Origin of the sequence: Streptomyces eurythermus, assembly GCF_014649115.1 — a bacterium.
Classification (GTDB): Bacteria; Actinomycetota; Actinomycetes; order Streptomycetales; family Streptomycetaceae; genus Streptomyces; species Streptomyces eurythermus.
Genome location: NZ_BMSK01000006.1, coordinates 344,046 through 364,127, shown reverse-complemented (window position 1 = coordinate 364,127; position 20,082 = coordinate 344,046). Strand labels below are relative to the sequence as shown.

At 72.4% G+C, this 20,082-nt stretch carries 17 protein-coding genes and 1 pseudogene; 6 read left to right on the top strand and 12 right to left on the bottom strand.

The genetic code is table 11. The features are described 5' to 3' along the window. The first annotated feature begins 32 nt into the window (after positions 1 to 32). The gene (locus tag IE251_RS14285) at positions 33 to 1,238 is read left to right on the top strand and encodes a spore photoproduct lyase family protein (RefSeq protein WP_189753282.1); all 1,206 of its coding nucleotides are present in this window, start codon (positions 33 to 35) and stop codon (positions 1,236 to 1,238) included. An 88-nt stretch (positions 1,239 to 1,326) separates the two neighbouring features. On the opposite strand, the gene IE251_RS14280 is transcribed toward IE251_RS14285, so the two are convergent. The 10 genes from IE251_RS14280 to IE251_RS14230 all read right to left on the bottom strand — a co-directional run bounded on the left by IE251_RS14280 (position 1,327) and on the right by IE251_RS14230 (position 14,187). After that, positions 1,327 to 2,874, bottom strand: coding sequence for an SDR family oxidoreductase (locus IE251_RS14280; protein ID WP_189753281.1), 1,548 nt, complete (start codon positions 2,872 to 2,874; stop codon positions 1,327 to 1,329). 288 nt (positions 2,875 to 3,162) lie between these two features. After that, positions 3,163 to 3,891 carry a DsbA family oxidoreductase gene (locus tag IE251_RS14275; RefSeq protein WP_189753280.1) on the bottom strand — a complete coding sequence of 243 codons (729 nt, stop codon included), beginning with the start codon at positions 3,889 to 3,891 and terminating at the stop codon, positions 3,163 to 3,165. After that, positions 3,888 to 7,661 (bottom strand): multicopper oxidase domain-containing protein, encoded by a 3,774-nt coding sequence (locus IE251_RS14270; protein WP_189753279.1) that lies wholly within the window; start codon positions 7,659 to 7,661, stop codon positions 3,888 to 3,890. The genes IE251_RS14275 and IE251_RS14270 overlap by 4 nt, the downstream gene beginning before the upstream one ends. A 29-nt stretch (positions 7,662 to 7,690) precedes the next feature. Next, positions 7,691 to 9,007: a methyltransferase domain-containing protein gene (locus IE251_RS14265; protein ID WP_229896752.1), complete on the bottom strand. Its 1,317-nt coding sequence runs from the start codon at positions 9,005 to 9,007 to the stop codon at positions 7,691 to 7,693. Continuing rightward, positions 9,004 to 9,915 carry an iron-containing redox enzyme family protein gene (locus IE251_RS14255; RefSeq protein WP_189753278.1) on the bottom strand — a complete coding sequence of 304 codons (912 nt, stop codon included), beginning with the start codon at positions 9,913 to 9,915 and terminating at the stop codon, positions 9,004 to 9,006. The genes IE251_RS14265 and IE251_RS14255 overlap by 4 nt, the downstream gene beginning before the upstream one ends. Further along, complete coding sequence (locus IE251_RS14250; protein WP_189753277.1) at positions 9,912 to 10,709, bottom strand: dihydrodipicolinate synthase family protein; 798 nt, start codon at positions 10,707 to 10,709, stop codon at positions 9,912 to 9,914. Before IE251_RS14250 ends, IE251_RS14255 begins: the two co-directional genes overlap by 4 nt. A gap of 11 nt (positions 10,710 to 10,720) precedes the next feature. After that, positions 10,721 to 11,293 carry a DUF6190 family protein gene (locus tag IE251_RS14245; protein ID WP_189753276.1) on the bottom strand — a complete coding sequence of 191 codons (573 nt, stop codon included), beginning with the start codon at positions 11,291 to 11,293 and terminating at the stop codon, positions 10,721 to 10,723. Continuing rightward, positions 11,283 to 12,476, bottom strand: a complete 1,194-nt coding sequence (locus tag IE251_RS14240; RefSeq protein ID WP_229896751.1) for an aminotransferase class I/II-fold pyridoxal phosphate-dependent enzyme — start codon at positions 12,474 to 12,476, stop codon at positions 11,283 to 11,285. The genes IE251_RS14245 and IE251_RS14240 overlap by 11 nt, the downstream gene beginning before the upstream one ends. Positions 12,477 to 13,271: 795 nt before the next feature. Continuing rightward, positions 13,272 to 13,841 (bottom strand): YceI family protein, encoded by a 570-nt coding sequence (locus IE251_RS14235; protein ID WP_189753275.1) that lies wholly within the window; start codon positions 13,839 to 13,841, stop codon positions 13,272 to 13,274. Positions 13,842 to 13,857: 16 nt separating this feature from the next. Beyond that, complete coding sequence (locus tag IE251_RS14230) at positions 13,858 to 14,187, bottom strand: rhodanese-like domain-containing protein (protein WP_189753274.1); 330 nt, start codon at positions 14,185 to 14,187, stop codon at positions 13,858 to 13,860. A gap of 93 nt (positions 14,188 to 14,280) precedes the next feature. Here IE251_RS14230 and IE251_RS14225 point away from each other — a divergent pair, with 93 nt between their 5' ends. Beyond that, entirely contained in the window at positions 14,281 to 14,736 is a 456-nt protein-coding gene (locus IE251_RS14225; protein WP_189753273.1) for a MarR family winged helix-turn-helix transcriptional regulator, read from the top strand. Between the two features lie 133 nt (positions 14,737 to 14,869). Here IE251_RS14225 and IE251_RS14220 read toward each other — a convergent pair whose 3' ends face one another. After that, positions 14,870 to 15,805, bottom strand: coding sequence for a LysR family transcriptional regulator (locus tag IE251_RS14220; RefSeq protein ID WP_189753272.1), 936 nt, complete (start codon positions 15,803 to 15,805; stop codon positions 14,870 to 14,872). 128 nt (positions 15,806 to 15,933) lie between these two features. Here IE251_RS14220 and IE251_RS14215 point away from each other — a divergent pair, with 128 nt between their 5' ends. From IE251_RS14215 to IE251_RS40965, 3 genes and pseudogenes are all read left to right on the top strand, one after another. Beyond that, positions 15,934 to 17,202 carry an MFS transporter gene (locus IE251_RS14215; protein WP_189753271.1) on the top strand — a complete coding sequence of 423 codons (1,269 nt, stop codon included), beginning with the start codon at positions 15,934 to 15,936 and terminating at the stop codon, positions 17,200 to 17,202. 86 nt (positions 17,203 to 17,288) lie between these two features. Continuing rightward, the gene (locus IE251_RS14210) at positions 17,289 to 17,900 is read left to right on the top strand and encodes a TetR family transcriptional regulator (protein ID WP_189753270.1); all 612 of its coding nucleotides are present in this window, start codon (positions 17,289 to 17,291) and stop codon (positions 17,898 to 17,900) included. A 93-nt stretch (positions 17,901 to 17,993) separates the two neighbouring features. After that, positions 17,994 to 18,161 (top strand): annotated as a pseudogene (locus IE251_RS40965) (IMP dehydrogenase); the annotation flags it as partial. A gap of 46 nt (positions 18,162 to 18,207) precedes the next feature. On the opposite strand, the gene IE251_RS14205 reads toward IE251_RS40965, so the two are convergent. Next, complete coding sequence (locus IE251_RS14205; RefSeq protein WP_189753269.1) at positions 18,208 to 18,924, bottom strand: SDR family NAD(P)-dependent oxidoreductase; 717 nt, start codon at positions 18,922 to 18,924, stop codon at positions 18,208 to 18,210. A gap of 135 nt (positions 18,925 to 19,059) precedes the next feature. Between IE251_RS14205 and IE251_RS14200 the strand changes: the two genes are divergently transcribed. Further along, positions 19,060 to 19,917: a helix-turn-helix domain-containing protein gene (locus IE251_RS14200; protein ID WP_189753268.1), complete on the top strand. Its 858-nt coding sequence runs from the start codon at positions 19,060 to 19,062 to the stop codon at positions 19,915 to 19,917. The last annotated feature ends 165 nt before the right edge of the window (positions 19,918 to 20,082 follow it).

Below are 20,082 nucleotides of genomic sequence, written 5' to 3'. Positions count from 1 at the left end.
ACGGCCCCTCCCCTACTGTTCGGCAGACGCGCATGACGTACCACCCCGCAGACCCCGGCGACGACGGTCTCGACGCCTTGTTCGGCCTCGACGCGCTGGACACCGCCCCGGGGGCACCCGGGCGCGGCGGCACGGGACCCGGCCCGGACGACCGCCCGCCGTTCCGCGAGTCCGCCGCGGCCCGTCGTCTGCTGCCCGTCCGGACGGTCTACGCGGAACCGGCCGCCGCGTCCTCCGCGCGCGGCCGCCAGATCCTCGCCCGCTTCCCGGACGCCGAGCTGATCGAGGTGGAATCCCACTGGCGCATCCCGGGACTGCACGGCAACGAGGGCAACGTCGAGCGCTGGGTGCGGGTCAAGGGGGAGACACTGGTCCTGGGCGAGCGGAAGACCCTGGCCACACGGCCCAACGGACGGTCCGCCGACTGGATCGCCCCCGGCCCCTCCAACGGGTGCGCCATGGCCTGCGCCTACTGCTACGTCCCGCGCCGCAAGGGATACGCCAACCCCGTCACCGTCTTCACCAACATCGACGCCATCATCGCCCACCTGGCCCGGCACATCGCCCGCCAGGGGCGCAAGCCGGAACCCAACCAGTGCGACGAGTCGGCCTGGGTGTACGACATCGGGGAGAACGGCGACTGCTCGGTGGACGCGCTGATCAGCGACAACACCGCGGATCTGGTGCGCGCCTTCCGCGGCTGGCCCACCGCGAAGGCGTCCTTCGCCACCAAGTTCGTCAACCCCGACCTGCTGGCGCTCGACCCCCGGAGCCGCACCCGGATCCGTTTCTCGGTGATGCCCGCCGCGGACTCGCGGCTGCTGGACCTACGGACATCGCCGGTGGGCGACCGGATCGCCGCCGCGGCGGATTTCCTGGACGCCGGCTACGAGGTCCACTTCAACCTCTCCCCCGTGGTCCTGCGCCCCGGCTGGGAGGAAGCCTGGAGCGAGGTGCTCCGGCAGCTGGACGACGTCCTGCCCGGCCGGGTCAAACGGCAGGCCGCCGCCGAGGTCATCCTGCTCACCCACAACCGGGACCTGCACCAGGTCAACCTGGGCTGGCACCCCCGGGCCGAGGAACTGCTGTGGCGGCCGGAGCTGCAACAGGACAAGCGCTCGCAGAACGGCGCGCTGAACGTCCGCTACGGCGACCAGGTCAAGGCACGGGCCGTACGCACCCTGCGCGGCCTGATCGCGGCCCACGCACCCTGGCTGCGCATCCGGTACGCCTTCTGACCCCCGGCCCGGTCCGGCGCCCACCGACAGCCGGCCCTCGGTCCCACGGGGACGGCGGTGAACAGGACGATGCAGACGCGCAAGGGTGTCAGCCCCTTCCGGTGGCACGCCCGTGGGACGGCGGTGCCGCGCGCTCGGCGGTGCGCACGATGTTGCGGGCCATGCCGCCGAAGACGACCGCGTGCCAGGGCGAGACGCTCCACCAGTACAGGTGGCCGAGGAGGCCGTGGGGGTGGAACAGCGCCCGCTGCCGGTACCGCACCGGTCCGCCGTCGTCGCCGTCCACGCTCATCTCCAGCCAGGCCAGACCGGGCAGCCGCATCTCGGCGCGCAGCCGCAGCAGCCGGCCGTGCGCGATCTCCTCGACCCGCCAGAAGTCCAGGGAGTCGCCGGTCCTGAGGTGCCGGGCGTCACGGCGGCCCCGGCGCAGCCCGACACCGCCCACCAGCCGGTCGAGCCAGCCGCGCACCGCCCACGCCAGGGGGAAGGAGTACCAGCCGTGCTCACCGCCGATGCCCTCGACGACCTCCCACAACGCCTCCCGCGAGACATCCGCGTCGCGTTCGCGCACATCGGTGTAGAGGCTGCCGCCCGCCCAGTCGGGGTCGGTGGGCAGCGGGTCGCTGGGCGCGCCCGGCACGGAGGCCGACGACCACCGGGTGGTGACCTGGGCGTCGCGGATGCGCTGGAGGGCCAGCCGGACGGCGCGGTCGAAACCGATCGGGTGTCCCGGCGGGCTGGGCACGTACCGCTCGATGTCGTTCTCGCGGCACACCACCTCGTGGCGCAGGGACTCGGTCAGGGGGCGGGCGATCGAGGCCGGGACCGGCGTCACCAGGCCCACCCAGTAGCTGGACAGCCGGGGGGTGAGGACGGGAACGGGCAGGATCAGCCGTCGGGGCAGCTCCGCCACCGAGGCGTAGCGTCGCATCATGTCGAGGTACGTCAGCACCTCCGGACCGCCGATGTCGAAGGCACGGTTCACCTCGCGCGGCAGGCGGGTGCAGCCGGTGAGCAGGCGGAGGACGTCCCGCACGGCGACGGGCTGGATCCGGGTGTGCACCCAGCGCGGGGTGACCATCACCGGCAGCCGTTCGGTGAGGTAGCGCAGCATCTCGAAGCTCGCGGAGCCCGAGCCGATGATCACGGCGGCGCGGAGCACGGCCGTGGGGACGCCGGAGGCGAGCAGGATCCGGCCGACCTCGGCGCGGGAGCGCAGGTGCGGGGACAGCTCGTGTTCGGGCACGGACCCGGGGGTGAGGCCGCCCAGGTAGACGAGCCGGCCGACGCCGGCCCGGCGGGCCTGCGCGCCGAAGATCCGGGCCGCCGCGCGGTCGGTCTCCTCGAACCCGCGGCCGGTGCCGAGGGCGTGCACGAGGTAGTAGGCCACGTCCACGCCGTCCATCGCCCGGGCCACGGACTCGGCGTCGGTCACATCACCCCGGAGGATCTCCGCGCGGCCGGCCCATGGGTGGTCGCGCAGCTTCTCCGGGGTGCGGACCAGGCAGCGCACCCGGTGTCCGGCGTCGAGCAGCTCCGGCACCAGCCGGCCTCCGATGTAGCCCGTGGCCCCGGTCACCAGGCAGGTCAGGCCGTCACCCGCCGCGTCTCCGGCCGCTGTCGTGTCGTCGCTCATGGCCGCTCCGTCCGTCTCCGCCCGGCGGGCAAGCCGCCGTCGCGGCGCCCGCCACCCGTCTCTACCGTGCGCCCATACGGCCGGAAGCGCCCGGGCGCGGGCTGATCGGGTGAGGGGGCGGTCCGTACGGGCCGAGGCGTGGAGGCCGGTGCCCACGGGCCGGTGCACGTGGGCGCGCGCACCACGCTGCTGCGTACGCCGTATCTCCGTGGACTCCCTGGAAGCGGCCGGCGGCCGGGGGGCTGACGGCCTGGTCGCCGCCGGCAGTCCCCCGCTCTCCCGGTCGTGCTACAGCAGCGCCGCCGCCTGGGTCAGGAGTTTGTCGTAGATCTCCGGGCGGTCCTCGTCGATGACCGGATAGCCGACGCCGAAACCGCCGTTGACCCAGTGGGCCGTGATGCCCGGGTTGGCGCTGTCCGTGCCGTCGTGGAGGAACAGGTGCGGGCTGCAGTCGACCCGGCCGTCGCGGGCCGACTCGTACTGGGCCATGATCGCCGGCCGGGCGGTGCCGCTGTCGAAGGCCTCGGCCAGCGCCGCCACGTCCACCGCGCCGGTCTCCGCGGCGACGTCGAGGATGACATGGCGCTGGGAGACGCACCGGTTCTCGGCCCAGAAGGCCCGGCGCAGGGCGCGGTCCAGCTGCTCGCTGGCGTGCCAGCCCTGTGCCTTGGCCGCGTGCACCGCCTCCAGCGCCGGCAGCGTGGTCACCGGGTAGGTCCAGTCCGGTCCCTGCCACAGCCGCCAGCCGGCCTCGGGCTCCAGCGCGCCGAGCACGGAGATCTCCGAATCCACTCCGGGGCGGGCGTTGACCTCCTGGTTGAACAGCTCCAGCGGGAAGGCCCGCAGATCGAACCAGAGCCGTCCCTCCAGGCCGAGGCGGCGCCGGGTCTCGTGCAGCCGGTGCACGGCGACGTGGGCGAAGGAGCAGTTGAGGTCGGTGTAGACGGCGATGGTGTCGGGCGCGGCGGGCAGCCGGGGATCGGACTGCCCGTCCGGGCCGGTGGTCGCAGGGGTCATGGAGTCTCCTCGATGCGGATCAGCCCCCACCAGCCCTCGCTGAGGCCCCAGTGGAGATTGCCGGTGCGGTAGACGTGATCTCCCGGGTGCTGGGCGCGGAAACGCACCGTCCGGGTGCTGCCGGAGCCCAGCGCGCCGATCGTGGACACATACCGGCCGAGGCCGGTCTCGGAAGCGTCCCACACCTGCCCGTGCACGGTGAAGCACTGGTTGCGCATCCGGTGGGAGGCGACGGCCAGGTGGACGGCCACCTGGTCGCCGGGCCGGCAGGTGAGCAGCGGGGTGGGCGGGTGGGGGTCGGCGAGCACCGGGTCCAGCGGGTGCAGGGCCGCGGTGCGGTAGTTGTACGCCTTCTGGCCGGCGTCGTCGGGGCTGTCGGAGAACAGGTCGGTGACCGGCTGGGTGAGGTCTCCGTCGTGGTAGAGCCGCAGGCCGTCCTGGGCGAGCAGGACGAGTTCGCGGACCGGTTCGGCGTCCGGGCGGCGCACCACGGCCCGCTCGCCGGTCCACCGCTCCCGTCCGGTGTCCGGGTCGTACGGGGTGGCGTCGGCCTCCTCCACCACCAGCACCCCGGCCAGTCCGCGCCGCGGGTGCGAGATGACGTCCGCGTGGGAGCGCAGCAGCACCACGCCGGGCTCGGCGGCGTACCAGCGGTAGGTGCGGGCGGCCCCGGGCTTGACGGTGGAGTCGGAGTTGCGGCCGACGTGGGCGCCGTCGTCGGTGCGGACGTCGAAGTCGAGCAGGGTGGGGTGCAGGGAGACCCGGCCGGAGACGGTCCGGGCCCCGGGGTCCGCCTCGTTCATGAGGGCCGGGTCCAGCGGGCTCGCGGGCGGCGGCCCGTCCAGCTCGTTGATGAGGGTGACCTCCACCCATTCACCGGCCCGGCAGCGCAGGACCAGCGGGCCCTCCTCCGGGCCGCCGTCCCCGTCGGCGGTGAGGACCAGCCCGTACGGGTCGGTGCGCAGCGCGCTGTACGCGACGACCTGGGCGCGGGCGCGTACGGTGTGCCGGCGCACCCGGCGGCGGGCCGGCAGCTGCGGGATGCCGGTGGTGCGGCCGGGCAGCGGCGGCAGGTCGGCCTGCCGGCGGTCGTGCAGCCGCAGCAGGCCCCAGCAGCCCAGCCACAGGTCGTTGCCCGCGCTGAAGGACCACAGGTGGTCGCCGGGGACCATGGTCGGGGCGAGGGCCAGCTCGGCGACGTTCGAGATGCCCAGCGTCTGCTGGTTGCGCCAGGCGGTGTCGGCGCGGCGGGGCCACTCGCGCCAGCGGGCGCCGGAGACGGTGAAGCTGTGCTGGAGGTCGTGGGAGCCCTGCAGGATGTGCAGGCGCAGGTCCTCCCCGGCGTAGCCGCGCAGCAGCGGGGTGCCGGGGTCGCCGTGGACGGCGCTGGAGAACCAGTGGGCCGGGTCCCCGACGCGCTCGGACAGCGGTTCGCTGCGGTAGTTGACGCCCATCGCGCCCTGGTCGTCCGGGGCTCCGGGCGCCGGCGGCGGGTTGACGGGCTCGCCGTGGTCGCCGTGTCCGTGCCTGACCATGGGCACGAAGTCGCCGATGGCCAGGACCATTTCGCGGTGTGCCGTGCCGTCGGCCTTCTTGATCACGGCCTGGGTGCCGCGCCGCAGTTCCTTGCCGTGGTCGTGGGGCGAGACCCAGACCGCGCCCTCGGGTTCGGCCATGAGGGCTCCGAACAGGCCGTGGCGCTGGCGGTAGTTGGCGAGCAGGTGGTCGTGGAAGAAGACGGTGCCGAACTCCTCGTCCACGTACCAGCGGTAGGTCCAGGAGTTGTACTGGCCGTGGGCCTCCTCGCCCTGGTCGGCGGTGGTGGTGGCGGACAGGTAGTTCCAGCCGACCGCGGAGCCGTCGGAGATCAGCGGGTCGTACTTGACCAGGTGGGTGTGGAGTCCGCACTCCGGCTGGAACGGCAGGTGCGGGTCGAACGCCGACTCCTCCTGCGGTCCGGTCGGCAGCGCGTTGGTCAGGGTGAGTTCGAGGACCTCTCCCTTGTTGGCCCGGATGACCAGCGGTTCGAGGGTGCGCTCGCCCCGTGCGAGCTGCCGCTTGAACTCCTCGAGGCCGCCGGCCTCCTCGATCTCCTCGGCGAGGACGTAGAAGTGGGCGTTGTGGTCGTGCCAGGTCACGGCGTGCTTGTCGGTGGGGTCGCCGTGGTAGTAGAGGGTGCCGTTGGTGACCACCAGGTGGTAGCGGCGCACCGGGGCGTCCGGTGGGGCGATCTTGGTGAAGGCCTCGCCGGGCTGGGGGTCGTCCACGAAGGCGGCGGCTTCCAGGGGGGTGGGCTCGCGGCCCATGCCGGGCGGCTGCAGCGGGGTCCGCGGCGGCCGGGGGTTCTTCTGCGGGAAGGTGGCGGACTGGGCGAGGAAGCCGGGGAAGCCGGGCCGTTCGGGCGTGGGCGCCGGCGGGGCCGGGCGGTGCGGCAGCGGGACCAGCGGCTGTACGGTGCGGCCGTCGGGGTAGCTGCCGGTGCCGTCCTGGAGGGTGTCGAAGATCCGGAACAGCCCCCACATGCCCATATGGAAGTGGACGTACATGTGGCAGTGCCAGATGGAGTCGCCGACCGCGCCCTGCCGGGAGCCGAGGCCGCCGATCAGTTCGAGGGTCATGGCCTCCTGCGGGCCGATGCTGACGGAGTCCACGATGGGCGCGTTCTCGTCGCCCGGCCGCAGCCGCCACTGGTGCAGGTGGGTGTGGAAGACATGGGTGTCGCGCATACCGCCGTGCACCAGCCGGATGACGGTGGGGTCGCCGGAGTAGCCGCGCAGGACCGGGGTGGAGGGGTCGCCGAACAGCCAGGAGCTGTGGTGTGCCTCCTCGCCGATCACCGCGTCGCGCACCGGGTCGATACGGCCCTCCTCGAGGAGCTTCTGGTAGCGGTACATCCGCCATTCCATGGGCTCGATGCGGTGGTTGACCGGAAGCATCGCGTTGTTGAGCGGGGTCAGGTCGTCCACGGTGTCCGAAGTGTCCGGGCGGGCGGCCGGCCAGCCGGTGGCCGTCCGCGCGCCGGCCCCGGTGTGCCCGCCGCCGTGTCCCCCGTCCTCGCCGTGTCCCCCGCCGTGGCCGTGACCGGGCATCGGCGGCGGCACCGCCGGGTTGTCGTTGCTCGGGTACTCCATCATGAAGACCACGAACTCGCGGAAGCTGCGGTCCGGCAGATGGACGTCCGCGTACAGGCCGGTGGCCAGCGGCGCTCCGGTCTCCGGGTCGGTCCAGGTCGCCTCGGGCGCCTCGACCACGACCGCGCCGACCATGCCGTGGCTCTGGGTGCCCTCGCCGCGGGCGTCGGACATGTCCCCGAAGTGGAAGACCCCTTCGTGCTCGCAGACCCATTCGTAGACGCGGGTGCCGCCCGGGGGCACGCTGCTGTCCGGGTTGGCGCCCGCGGCGAGTCCGTCCATGGTGCGCACGTCGTAGCGGACACCCTGGAGTGTGATGCCGGCGGGGCGCGGCAGCTCGTTGGTCAGCCGGACCCGCAGCCGTTCACCGCGCCGGACCCGCAGGACGAGCGGTCGGGCGAGCGGGTGCGGGCCGGGCACCAGCTCGGGCTGGGCCAGATAGCTGGGGAACGGCTGCGGCCAGGAGGCCGCCACCTCCCTCAGTTCCGGCGCGTCGGAGGCGAGGGCGTACAGGGCGCCGTTGCGGTCGTGGTCGCCGAACTCGTTGTACGCGATGGGCACGTTGAGCGCGACCACGTCGTACGTCCGCACCGGACGTCCGTCCCCGTGCTGCTCGGCCGGTGCCGCTGTGCTGGTCATGTCTTGGTGAACTCCCCCGTGTGTCATGGTCATTCGGGCAGGTCGGTGGCGGGGCCGGTGCTGTGGGCGAACCGGTCCACGACCCGGGAGCCGGACAGGATCCGGCCCTGCCAGCCGTAGGTCTGGCCGAAGGGGCTGCCGTCCCGGCCGCTCCGGCGGCTGAAGGTCATGGCGATCCGGTCGCCGCGCCGCACCCGCACCGGCCGTTCGACGGGCAGATAGCAGTGTTTCCAGCTGTCGGAGGTGGTGCGTCCCGCGATGTCGTCGCCGGAGATGTCGAGCGCCACCGTGTCCGACAGCCGGGCGGTGAAGTAGCCCTTGAACCCGGTGAACACGCCGTCCCGCTGCACGGTGAACGCCAGCGGCACGTCGTACGAGACCGGGGTGCGGCCCGGTCCGGTCCGTTCGTGTCCCGGCTCGTAGCGCCGCAGCAGGCCCGGTGCGCTCAGGTGGCCGGAGACCGGGAGGATCACGTCGTAGTACAGGGAATACGGGTCCCGGGCGCCGCGGGCGGCCAGCAGGGCGGCGAAGGCGCTCGGTCCGCCCGCGTCCTCGGGTCCGGGGCCGGTCAGCTGCGCGTGCGCGGACTCGGCGGTCACCGGAACCAGGAAGGTGTCCACCAGGCGGGGCAGCATGGTGCCGCCGGGGCGCAGGAAGCGTTCCCGGGCGTCGTCGAGGATCGCGGAGAAGTTCTCGTTGTCGCCGAGGTTGCCCATGATCTCGGAGATGACGATGTCGGCCCGCTCGGGCAGCTCCAGGTCGAAGGAGAGGCCCGCGAGCGGGATGAAGCGGTCGGCGAACCCGGCCTCGGCGAGCCGCTCGGCGGCGGTGGCCAGGACGTTCTCGTTCAGGTCGATCCCGTAGACCCGGGTCGCCCCGGCCTCCAGGGCCCAACGGGCCAGGATGCCGGTGCCGGTGCCCAGGTCGAGGACCGTGTCCCCGGGGCGTACCGCCTCGCTGACGGCCGCCCGGTAGGCCGCCATGCGCAGTTCGTCGCCGAGCATCAGTTCGTGGAATTCCTCGCCCCAGTCCATGAGTTGCTCGGAGGCGGGCAGCCAGACCTGCTCGGCGCGGTAGTAGCCGGGCCAGAGGCCGCCCCGGTGCACGGCCAGCGCCTCCTCGGCGGGGCCGCCCACCGGGCAGCCGGTGGTCAGGTCGAAGCTGCTGTGGTGCAGCGGGCAAGTGATGCGCAGGGTGCGGGCGTTGACCTGGCCGTGGACGAGTCGGCCCTTGCGGTGCGGGCAGGCGGCGTCGGTCACGAACTCCCGGCCGGCCACCCGGACGCGCAGCCGGTCGCCGGGCAGTTCCTCCAGGGCCGGCTCCTCGGCTCCGGTGCGGCCCGTCATGCCGTCACCCCGCCGGCCGACTCCCTCGCCCGTGCCACGGCCGCGTCGAAGGCGCCGCCGATCAGCCGGGAGAGCAGTCGGGCACCGGTCCACAGCCGGGTCGGGTCGAGACCGTAGGCGGCTTCGTACTCCTTGATGGCCAACTGCATCTCCCGCATGTGGAAGGTGTCGATGTGCAGGTGTTCGGTGTAGTAGCGGCCGTGTCGGATGCCGAGCCGCGCGCAGGCCCGCGCCTGGTGGGTGAAGGCGTCCGGTATGGATGCCTCCAGGTAGGCCAGGGCGCCCAGGAAGTACTCGACGTGCGGGGCGCGTTGGGTGAGCCAGTAGAAGACGTTGAGGAACTGGAAGGTCTCGTCCCCGGTGGTGTCCAGGAAGTGTTCCGGCTCCTGGGGCAGGCCGAGTTCGGCGAGGAGCAGCCGGTACAGCTGGGAGTGGGCCTGCTGGAGGTTGCCGCAGCCGAACTCGTCGATGAGGACCCGCATCACGGCCATCTGGGCCTTGATCGGCAGCCGGGGCACGGCGGGGAAGAAGTTCTGCGCCTCGGTCAGCCCGTCGAGCGCGAACTCCCTTACCACGTGAGTGAATTCCTCGCGGGTAGCCTGTTCGGCCAGGTATTCGCCGGCCGGGTTGCCCGCGCGTTCCCGGGCCAGCAGCCCGGACAGCCGGCGCTGCCAGTCGGCCCGGTCGGCTACCGGTGCGGTGGCCGCCTCGACGGCCCGCACGAGCGGGAGGATCCAGTCCCGTTCGATCTCCTCGACCCGGGCGAGCAGCCGGGAGTCGAGCGGTGTGCGGTTGAGCCGGAACAGTTCTCGGTGGACCGACTCGCCGCCGGAGGCCGGGGCGGGCCAGGAGGGCACGGCCGGGCGAGCCGCCGGGGGACCCGGTACGACTGGGGCCTCGGTGTTCATTCGCCCACCTCCGCGGTCTCCACGGTCCTGTCGGTCTCCAGTACGCCGCGGTGGTACAGCGCGGTCTTGATCCGCCGGTACCAGTCGTCCCGCTCCAGGCCGTAGCGTGCGCAGGCGTCGGCGAGGCGGGCGGCCGGATCGGTGAGCCGGCCGGCGAACAGGTCGGCGCACAGCGCCGGTTCGGCGTTGGCGAGCGCGACCACGTATCCGTCGACGGGCCCGGACTCCAGCAGCAGGTGTTCCAGCCCGGCGAGGATCCGCGCCCCGGGCCGGGCCCGGACCAGCCGCCGGGTGAAGTCCGCGCTGCCCGAGGAGTCCTTGACGGCCACCACCGAGGGCAGTTCGCAGATCCGCAGCAGGGTGTCGAAGTCGGCGGCGTTCCCCGCGACCTCGGTGCCGTGGTAGACGACGACCGGCAGGCCGCCGCGCTCGCCGAGTTCGGTGAAGTGGCGGCGGATCTCGTCCTGGGTGATCCCCGGGCCGTACGGGGTGGTGGCGACCAGTGCCTGGGCGCCGAGGTCCACCGCGACCCGGGCCCGCTCCAGCACCCGTTCCGTGGTGGGCCGCAGGATGCCGGCGAGGACGGGCAGGCCGCCGGCGTGTTTCACGGTCGCCGTGAGCATGTCCTCCCACTGCCGGTCGCTGAGCCGGCGTCCTTCGCCGGTGCTGAGGTTGGGCAGCAGGGCGTCGGCATGGGGTCGGACGGTGTCCAGCAGCCGGGCGACCCCGCTCTCGGAGACCTCACCGGTCTCCGAGAGCGGCGTCACCAGGGCCGCGATCACTCCCTGGTACATCTCGGGCTCCCTCAGGTACGGTCCCGCGCCGCGGCCCGGTCCGGTGCCGGTATGCCCAGCCGGTCCGGGGGCAGGCGCAGGGCGAGCGATGCGCGGTAGAGCCGCTCCAGCGGCTCGGGGAAGGCGGGCTCGGGCGCGCCGGCGGGCCGGGCGGCCACGGCGCGCACGGGGAGTCCCCCGAAGGCGGCCCCGCGGGGGCCGACGGTGTGCAGCAGCCCCTTGCGGTTGACGACCATGGCGATCAACAGCCGGTCGATGAAGGGCAGTTGGCCGGGCAGGGCGGGGTCGGACAGGGCCAGGCCGACGTCCGCCCGGTCGTACCCTTCCCGGCTGATGTCCATGACCGTGTGGAGCTGGTCCATGAACGGGTAGTAGAGGTCCTGGAGTTCTCGTGAGTAGCTCCAGATGACGTCGTCGCAGCGGCCCACCTGTTCCAGGTTCATGACCACACGGGTGTCGAGCCGTTCCACGAAGAACGCCTTGCAGGCGACGCGCAGGCCGTCGTCCTGGCTGTGCATGCCGAGGAACAGCGCCGCGTCGACGAAGACCTCACGGTCCGGTGCGGCGGGGGTGTCAGCGGGCATAGCGGTCCAGCACCTTCCGCAGCCGCTGCATCGCGCCGGCGAACATCTCCGGCTCGCGGGCCAGGGCCATGCGGACATAGGGCTCGCCGCGGCCGGGCTGGCTCCAGTAGAAGTACCGCCCGGGCAACACGTACACGCCCTCCGCGCGCAGCTCCCGCTGGAGTTCGCTCGCGGTCAGCTCGGGGTGGGTGATCCGCGCCCAGGCGACGCTGGTCTTGGCGACCGGTTCCTGGTAGTCGAGGATCGTGCCGCGCAGCGCCTCCCGGACGGCGGCCCGGTTGGTGTCGAGCACCTCGCGGACCGAGGCCAGACCGTCCTCGCGGGAGTTCTCCACGTACTGGGTCAGCATATTGAGCACGAACGGCGAGACGTTCAGCAGCACGCTGGTGTGCAGGTTGTAGATGTCGTCCTTGATGTCCTCGCTGGCCGTGAGCATGGCGGCCTTGGCGTCCTGCACCGGCCAGGTCTTTCCGGTGTCCTCGATCGCCAGGTAGCTCACCCCGGACTCCTCCAGCAGCTCGTAGACGTCGAACCGGGCGAGTTCGGGGTCGTAGAGGGTGAACGAGGCGAAGCAGAAGTCGATGACCAGCAGTTTGTTGTGGTCCTTGCAGAACCGGACGACCTCTTCCAGCCCCTTGCGGCCGTGCCGCATGAGCGTGAAGCCGGTGGGGTTGTTGGGGTCGACGAGGAACAGCGCGTCGGTGCGGACCCGGCGCTTGAGTTCGGTGTAGATGCGGTCGGGGTCGTGCAGCGCCGACTCCTCGACGGGGTACAGCGGCACGCCCATGTTCGACAGGACGTCGTGCAGGTTGTCGAAGCACGGCTCGACCAGGGTGACGGCGGCGCGCCGCTGCTTGAGGTACATCGCCACGACCATGGTGGAGATGGAAGCGGCGTACGACAGGAGCGTCTTGTTCCTGGCCAGGGCGGTGGGCTGGCGGTGGAGGCGGAAGAACGCCTCGGTGAAGCGCTGCTCGTAGGTGGCCTGGAGGCCCTCCTCCGCCTCGTACCACAGCTGGGGAAGGCGGCCGACGATCTCGTGCTGGGCGGCGGACTGGCGCTGGTGGGTGTGGGCGTCGGCGAGGTTGAACTCGGTGCGCAGGGCCTGGATCTCATGCTGTGTCAGATCGAGCAGCCGTAGGTCGTGCGCGGTGCTCACAGTGGTGCCGGCGTGCATGGTCATGGTTCCTCCAGTCGTACGGCGTACGAGTGCGGGCACGAGCGGGCCCGTCCCGGCGTGCGGGAGACCCGGCTCGTGTTTCAGAGGACTTGTGCGGGCCGTGGCCCAGGGCACACGGAGAACCGTCGCGGTCGGACGGTGGGAAGGGTGCTCCTACGGAAGGAGGCCAGAGTGCTCGTCGCCGGCTACGACGTGAGTTCGGAAACGAGTTCCAGACATGTATACCCCCGTATACGGACTTCGTCCGGTAGGTGACTGTGCCACAGTCGGCGGCGGCGGGACAAGCGACTCACCGTCACAAAGGACCGCCTTTTGACAGGCCGCGCACCGGCTTCCCGGCGTGCGCTCTGCGGTGCGCGATGCCGGGCACGGGTCAGGCGCCGTGCCGTCGGCACGGCGTGGGAAAACGGTGTCTACGGGTGCCTTCACGCCGATGCGCAGGTGGGCAACGGCGGCCGGTTCCACCGGCGTTCGGCGGCATGGCGGGGCTTGCCGTCCTCCTGCTCCGCGAGTGCGGCGGGAAACGCCCAGCCGTCCGGCGGACCGTCGGCGGCCGAGCGGGCGCACGGTCAGGACGGGGAGGCGCGCGGGAGCACGCGGGCGCATGAGGGGCGGGCGGGTATGCGGCTGCGGAGCGTACGTGACGCGTGTGGCACATATGGCACACGGCACACCGACACGCACAAGAGCACGCGCGCCGGCATGTCGTGGCACGGTGGCACGCATCGCACGTGTCGCCGCATGCCGGACGGGCCCCGGTGCGCAGGCCGGCACACCGGGGCCCCTCAGGACGGGAGGTCAGGCCTCCTTGATCGCCTCCAGGTCCAGCGACAGCTCGATCTCCTTGGAGACGAGGATGCCGCCGGAGTCCAGGACCATGTTCCAGGTCAGGCCCCAGTCCTCTCGGTTGATCTTGCCGTGGGCGGAGAAGACCGTGCGGTCGTTGCCCCAGGGGTCGCGCGCGTAGCCCAGGTAGTCCACCTCCAGGGTCACCGGGCGGGTGACGTCCTTGATGGTCAGGTCGCCGGCGAGGGTGCCGCGCTTGCCGTCCCAGGTGACCGCGGTGGAGACGAAGGTGGCCTTGGGGTGTTTCTCCGTGTCGAAGAAGTCCGCGGAGCGCAGGTGGTCGTCGCGCGTCCGGTCGCCGCTGTCCACGCTGGTCATGTCGATGACGGCGGTGACCTTGCTGTCCTCCGGGCGCTCGCCGATCTCGACCGTGGCGTCCACGCCGGTGAACCGGCCGCGCACCTTGGTCAGCATGAAGTGCCGTCCGACGAAGCCGACTTCGGCGTGTCCGGGGTCGATCTTCCAGGTGCCGGCCGCGGGCAGTTCCACCCCGTCGACGGTACGGGTCGGTGACGTGGTCATGTGGTCGGTCCTCCGATCAGGCGCCGGACTCGGTCGGCAGGCCGGCCCCGACCCAGTCGTCCTTGCCCTCGCCGTATTCCCTGACGTTGACGTATCCCAGCTCCGCCAGCCGCTGGGCCGCGATGCCGGAGTTGGGGCACGGCTCGTTGGCGCAGTAGACGACGACCTCCGCCTCCTTGTCGGGCAGCAGGCCGGGAGCCAGCTGGTCGACCTGGTCGTGCGGCAGGTTGAGCGCGCCGGGCAGGTGCTTGTCGTTGTAGTACTGGGCGGGCAGGGCCTCGACGACCGTCACCAGCCCTTCCTCGATCTTCTTCTTCAGCTCGTCACGCGTGATCCGCTGGACCATGTACGCCTCCCGTTTTCGAAGCGGAAATCAGTGCGTCTGCACACACCTTAATCCGTGCGTGCGCACGCAAGCAAGTCTGGATACACTCTTCTCGTGAACGAAGGTGAGCACCGAGTCGAGGCGTGGCGAGCGCTGCTGCTGGCCCACAACTCCGCCGTGCGGGCGATCGAGAGCGACGTCCAGCGCAACGGCCGTATCCCGCTGACCTGGTACGACGTACTTCTGGAGCTACGTGCGGGGGGCGAGCGGGGCCTGCGCATGCAGGAAGTCGCCGAGCGTGTGGTCCTCAGCCGGACCCGGGTCAGCCGGCTGGTGGACGAGATGGCCCGGCTCGGCCTGGTGACAAAGCGGCCCGATCCCACGGACAAGCGGGTGACCTGGGCGGTGATCACCGAGGACGGCCTGGCCGCGCTGCGCGAGACGGCGCCGGTCTACCTGCGCGGCATCTGGGAGCACTTCGCCCGGCATCTGAGCGACGACGAGGCCGACGTGATCGCGAAGGCACTGCTGCGCGTGGCTCAGGCGCACACCGACATCAGCGTGTCCTGAAGCGTGTGACCGCCTGCGTCGGACCGGTGGGGACGCGGACAAGGGCCCGCCGCCGACACGGGTGGCCGCCCCCGGCAGGCCGGGCCGTCGTCCGTGAGTCGGGGGTCGGGTGATCGCGCAGACGGCCGGGGGGTCAGCGCGGCAGTGTCCAGGCCGGTGTCCAGGTCCCGGCGGCGTCGTGGCCGCTCGCTCTGGCGGCGAGGTGGGCGCGGAGCGTGTCCAGCGCCGGGTGGGGGTTGTCGCGGTGCCAGAGGAGGGAGTGCGGGTAGACGGGCGTCGGGCCGGTCACCGGGATGCGGCGCAGTCCGTGGCCGGCGGGCCAGACGAGGCGCGTGTGCGCGCCCATGAAGGTGGCCAGGGCCGGGGTGTCGGCGACGGTGTCGAGGAGGGCGTCGGAGCCGAAGTTGGGGCCGGTCGCCTCGATGGTGAGCCCGAACTCGGCCACGAGGTCGTCGTAGTAGGCGGCCCACTCGGTGCCTGGGACGACGCCGGGCATCCAGATGCGGTGCCCGGCGAGCCGTTCGAGGGGCACGGACCGGGCGCCCGCCAGGGCATGGGCGGGGCCGGTGAGGAGCTGGAGCGGCTCGTCGAGCACCCGCGCGGACTCGATGTCCTCGGGGAGGGGCCGGCCGGGCGCGGCCACGGCGCGGAAGGAGGCGTCGATCTCGCCGGTCCGCAGCGCGGTGACGGCCGCCTCGATGTCGAACAGCCACACCACGTCGAGCTCGATCCCGGGGTGCGCGTGGTGGAAGTCGCGCATCAGGCCGGACGGCGCGGAGCGCGAGGCGATCACGTCGACGCGCAGCGGACGGCGGCCGGTGCGCACGGAGGTGACCGCGCGCTCGGCGATGCGCAGCAGCTCGCGCGCGTGCGGGAGGAAGGCCTGCCCGTCGATGGTGAGTTCGGCACCGCGCGGGGTGCGGGTGAACAGCCGCACCCCGAGGTCGCGCTCGAGCGCGGCGATGCGCTTGGAGACGGCCTGCTGGGTGAGCGACAGCTCGGCGGCGGCCCCCTGGAACTGCCCCGCCTCGGCGGCGACGACGAAGGTCCGGACGGTTTCGAGGTCCATGCCGACACCCTATGACCACAACCGTTGGTTGTGGTGTGGGGCTCCGCGGTTGTTTGATCCCCGGGCCCCACCCTCGCTTTGATGCCACTGGTCGCGGAGCGGTTGTACGGATGCGAGGGGACGCGGGTATGGAGAGCGGACACCGGCCGGGGCATGTGCCCGGCCCTCGGCTGGGGCGGCGGTTCGGGTGGCTCTGGGCCGCGTACGGGACCAGCGCGATCGGTACCTGGCTCGCCTTCGGCGCGTTCCCGCTGATCGCCATCCAGGTGCTGGACGCGGGCCCGGCCCAGGTCGCCGCGCTGTCCTCCGTGGGGGCCGCGGTGGGCGCGGCCGTGGCGGTGCCGCTCGGTCCGTGGGTGGAGTTCCGCCGCAAGCGGCCGGTGCTGATCGGGATGGACCTGGCGCGGTGCGCGGCGCTGCTGACGGTCCCGGTGGCGTTCGCGTTCGGAGCCCTCACCTTTCCTCAGCTCCTGCTGGTCGCGGTCGTCGTCGCGGCGGCCGACATCACCTTCCGCACCGCTTCGGGCGCGTACCTGAAGACGCTGCTGCCCGGCGAGGGCCTGCTCGTCGCCAACGCCCGGTTCGAGTCCACGGCCTGGACGGCCACGATCGTGGGGCCGCCACTGGGCGGCGCGGCGATCGCGTTCCTCGGGCCGGTGGCGACGGTGCTGGCCGACGCGGTCAGCTATCTGCTCTCGGCGCTCGGCATCCGCGCGATGGGCGGACACGAGCCGCGGCCGGAGCGCCGGCGGGCCGCGCGCATGCGGGCCGGGGACCTGCTCGACGGCTGGCGGTACATCCTCTCCGACGCGGCGCTGCGCCCCTTGTTCTTCAACACCGCCCTGTTCAACGGCCTGGTGATGGCCGCCGAGCCGCTGCTGGCCGTCCTGATGCTGGGCCGGTTCGGGTTCGCGCCGTGGCAGTACGGCCTCGCCTTCGCCGTGCCCTCCCTCGCCGGGCTGGCCGGCTCACGGCTGGCCCGGCCGCTCGTCACCCGGTTCGGGCAGCTCCGGGTTCTGGTGGTCTCCGGTGCCCTGCGCGCGCTGTGGCCCGTGGGCCTGGCCTTCCTGGGGCCCGGCACCGGAGGGCTGCTGCTGGTGATGGGCGTGGAGCTGGGGCTCATCTTCTGCTGCGGGGTGTTCAACCCGGTCTACGCCACCTACCGCCTGGAGCGCACCGCGCCCGACCGGGTCGCCCGCACACTGTCCGCCTGGACCGTGACGGTCAAGTCCTCGACCGCGCTGCTGACCGCCGTCTGGGGCGTGCTGGGCGGCCTGCTCGGCCCGCGTACGGCCATCGGCCTGGCCGGCGTGCTGGTCCTGGCGACCCCGCTGCTCCTCCCCCTCCGTACGACGGCACCCCTCTCCGAACCGGACCCCTCTCCGAGCCGCGCCTGAACCTCCGGTCTTCCGGCATGCCGGACGCGGCCGCCGTCGCCGTCCGGGCCGTCGACCACCGTCCGGCTCGCTAGAGTGCGTGGGTCATGGGTGGGAAACGGGTCGGCCTGCGGGAGCTCTCCCGCCGCGCGGTGCGGAAGGAGATCGCCGAAGCCGCCACCGCGCTGTTCCTGGAGCGCGGCTTCGAGGCGACGACCGTCGACGACATCGCGGCGGCCGTGGGGATGTCCCAGCGCAGTGTCTTCCGCTATTTCGCCACCAAGGAGGAGATCGTCCTCGGCCACTTCGGTCTCGTCCTGGACGACATGCTCGCCGCCCTGCGCGCTCGCCCGGCCGGCGAGCCGGTGTGGACCTCCCTGCGCCGGGTGCTCGATGTGCCGGCGGCCCGCCCGGAGGTGCCGGGGCACCAGCACCGGGTGGCGCCGGTGCACCGGATGGTCTTCGAGACGCCCGTGCTGCTCGCCGGCTATCTCCAGAAGCTGCACCGGACGCAGGAGGCCGTCGTCACCGAGCTGATCGAGCGGGCCGCCTCGACCGGTGCCCCCTACGCCCCCGACGACCCGGCACCCCGTGCCCTGACGGCCGCGGCGTTCGGTTGCCTGCTCGCCGCTCAGCACTCCTGGTCCGCCTCGGACGGGAAGGGCTCGTTCGCCGACGCCCTGGACCGGGCCATGGCAACGGTGGGGCCCCGTGTCTGAGGGGCGTGCCCGCGGCAGGCGGCCCCGGCGCCCTCACCGAGGTGAGCCGCTTGCGCCGGCCGCCCGGTCCCGGCGGTCCGCGGAAGCGGTGCCCGCTTCCCGTACGCGGACGGAACCCTCGTCGCCACCCCCGCGCAGCCGGTCGAAGACCTGATCCCCTCGCTGCTCGCCGCCTCCGGCGCCCTCGGCACCGGCTGGTACGGAGCCCTCGCCACCGAGGCCGGCCCCGGCAAGACCGTCGCCGTCGTCGCCGGCGAAGCGGCAGCCGACCGCGCCGGTCACCGGCCTGGCGGGGGACGGTGCGGAGCTACCAGGGCAGCTCGCCGCCGTCCTCCTGGAACGTGCCGGTGGGGCCGTCCTTGCCGAGGGTGGCCATGCGTACGACGACTTCGGCGCTCTCTTCCACGGGTCGCCCGCCCGGGAAGTCCGCGGTGAAGTCGGTGGCGGTGAAGCCGGGTTCGACGGCGTTGACCTTGAAGCCCGGCAGTGCCTTGGCGTATTGGACGGTGAGCATGGACACGGCCGCCTTGCTCGCCCCGTAGACGATGAAGGCGTAGTGCGACTGGCGGCGCTCGGGGTTGGTGACCGCCCAGAACGAGCCGAGTGCGCTGGAGACGTTCACCACGACCGGGTTGTCCGACGCCCGCAGCAGCGGGAGCGCGGCCTGGGTGACCCGGACGACGCCGACGACGTTGGTCTCGAACACGGTGTGCGCGCTCTGGGCGGTGACCCCGTCGGTGCCGAGGGTGTGGTCCGCGATGCCGGCGTTGTTGACGAGGACGTCGAGGCGGCCCTCGCGCTCCTCGATCAGCCGCATGGCTGCCTGGACCGATGCGTCGTCGGTGACGTCGAGGCGTACGAACCGGGCGCCCAGCTCGGCCGCCGCGGCCTGCCCGCGCTCCACGCTGCGTGCCCCGATGTAGACGGTGTGCCCTTCCTTGATCAGCCGACGGGCGGTCTCGCGTCCGATTCCCTTGTTCGCTCCGGTGACGAGTGTCACGGTCGTGTCGGTTGTCACGGTCATGTCGGTTGCTTCCTCTCGTCGCTGAACCAGCTCGGGGTCGATCCTTCGCCCCGGCACGGCAGCGGGACAGGGCCCTCGTGATCCTGGGGGTGACAGGACCAGGCACGTGTCCGAGGATCCGCCTACGCTCGCTGCATGACCCGCCACACGAACATGCTCGGCGAGTACCTGCGCGCCCGCCGCGAACTCGTCACGCCGGAGAGTGTCGGTCTGCCGCAGCTCGGTGTCCGCCGCGTTCCCGGTCTGCGCCGCGAGGAGGTCGCGATGCTCGCCGGTATCAGTGCCGACTATTACCTGCGCCTGGAACAGGGCCGCGACCGCAACCCTTCCGTCCAGGTGCTCGAGGCGCTCGCCCGGGTGCTGCGGCTCGATGACGCGGGGACCGCCTATCTGCTCGGACTGGGCTCCGACAGTCCCCGCCGCGGCCGCCGCCGGCCCCGCAAGGAGGTCGTGCCCGCCGGGATCCGGGGGCTCCTGGACTCGCTGACGCAGCCGGCGTTCGTCGAAGGCCGCTACTTCGACGTACTGGCGGCGAACCCGCTGGCGACGGCGCTCTCGCCCCGGCTGGTGGCCGGCCGCAACCGGCTGCGGGACGTGTTCCTCGATCCGGCCGAGCGGTCCCTCTACCCCGCTTGGGAGGAGGCCACCGGCAGTCTGGTAGCCGGGTTCCGCGAGTCGGTCGGCACGGACACCGACGATCCTCGGTTCATCGAGCTGGTGGGCGAACTCTCCCTCACGAGCGACCGGTTCCGCCGGCTGTGGGCACGCCATGACGTGCACGCCCGCGAGGGCGCGTCCGTCACGCTCGACCATCCGCACGTCGGCGCAATCACGCTGAACCGGGAGAAGCTCCTGGTCTCCGGATCGCCCGGTCTGCTCCTCGTCCTCTACCACGCCGACCGCGACAGCGACAACGACGAGAAGCTCCGTCTGCTGGCCTCCTACCAGGCCGCTCCCCGCACCCGGACATCCGCGGACTCCCCCGTCACCTAGCACTCAGGGCTTCACCCGGGGCGGGATACGGTTGACGGCCGGGAGGTGACTTCCGGCCGTCAACCCTCATGGACAACCGCTTCGGGAGCCTCTCCTCATGTCACCTGGCCGCACGTCGGACACCGCACTCCCACCTTCCCTGGCCGGGGCACCACGTGCGGCGCC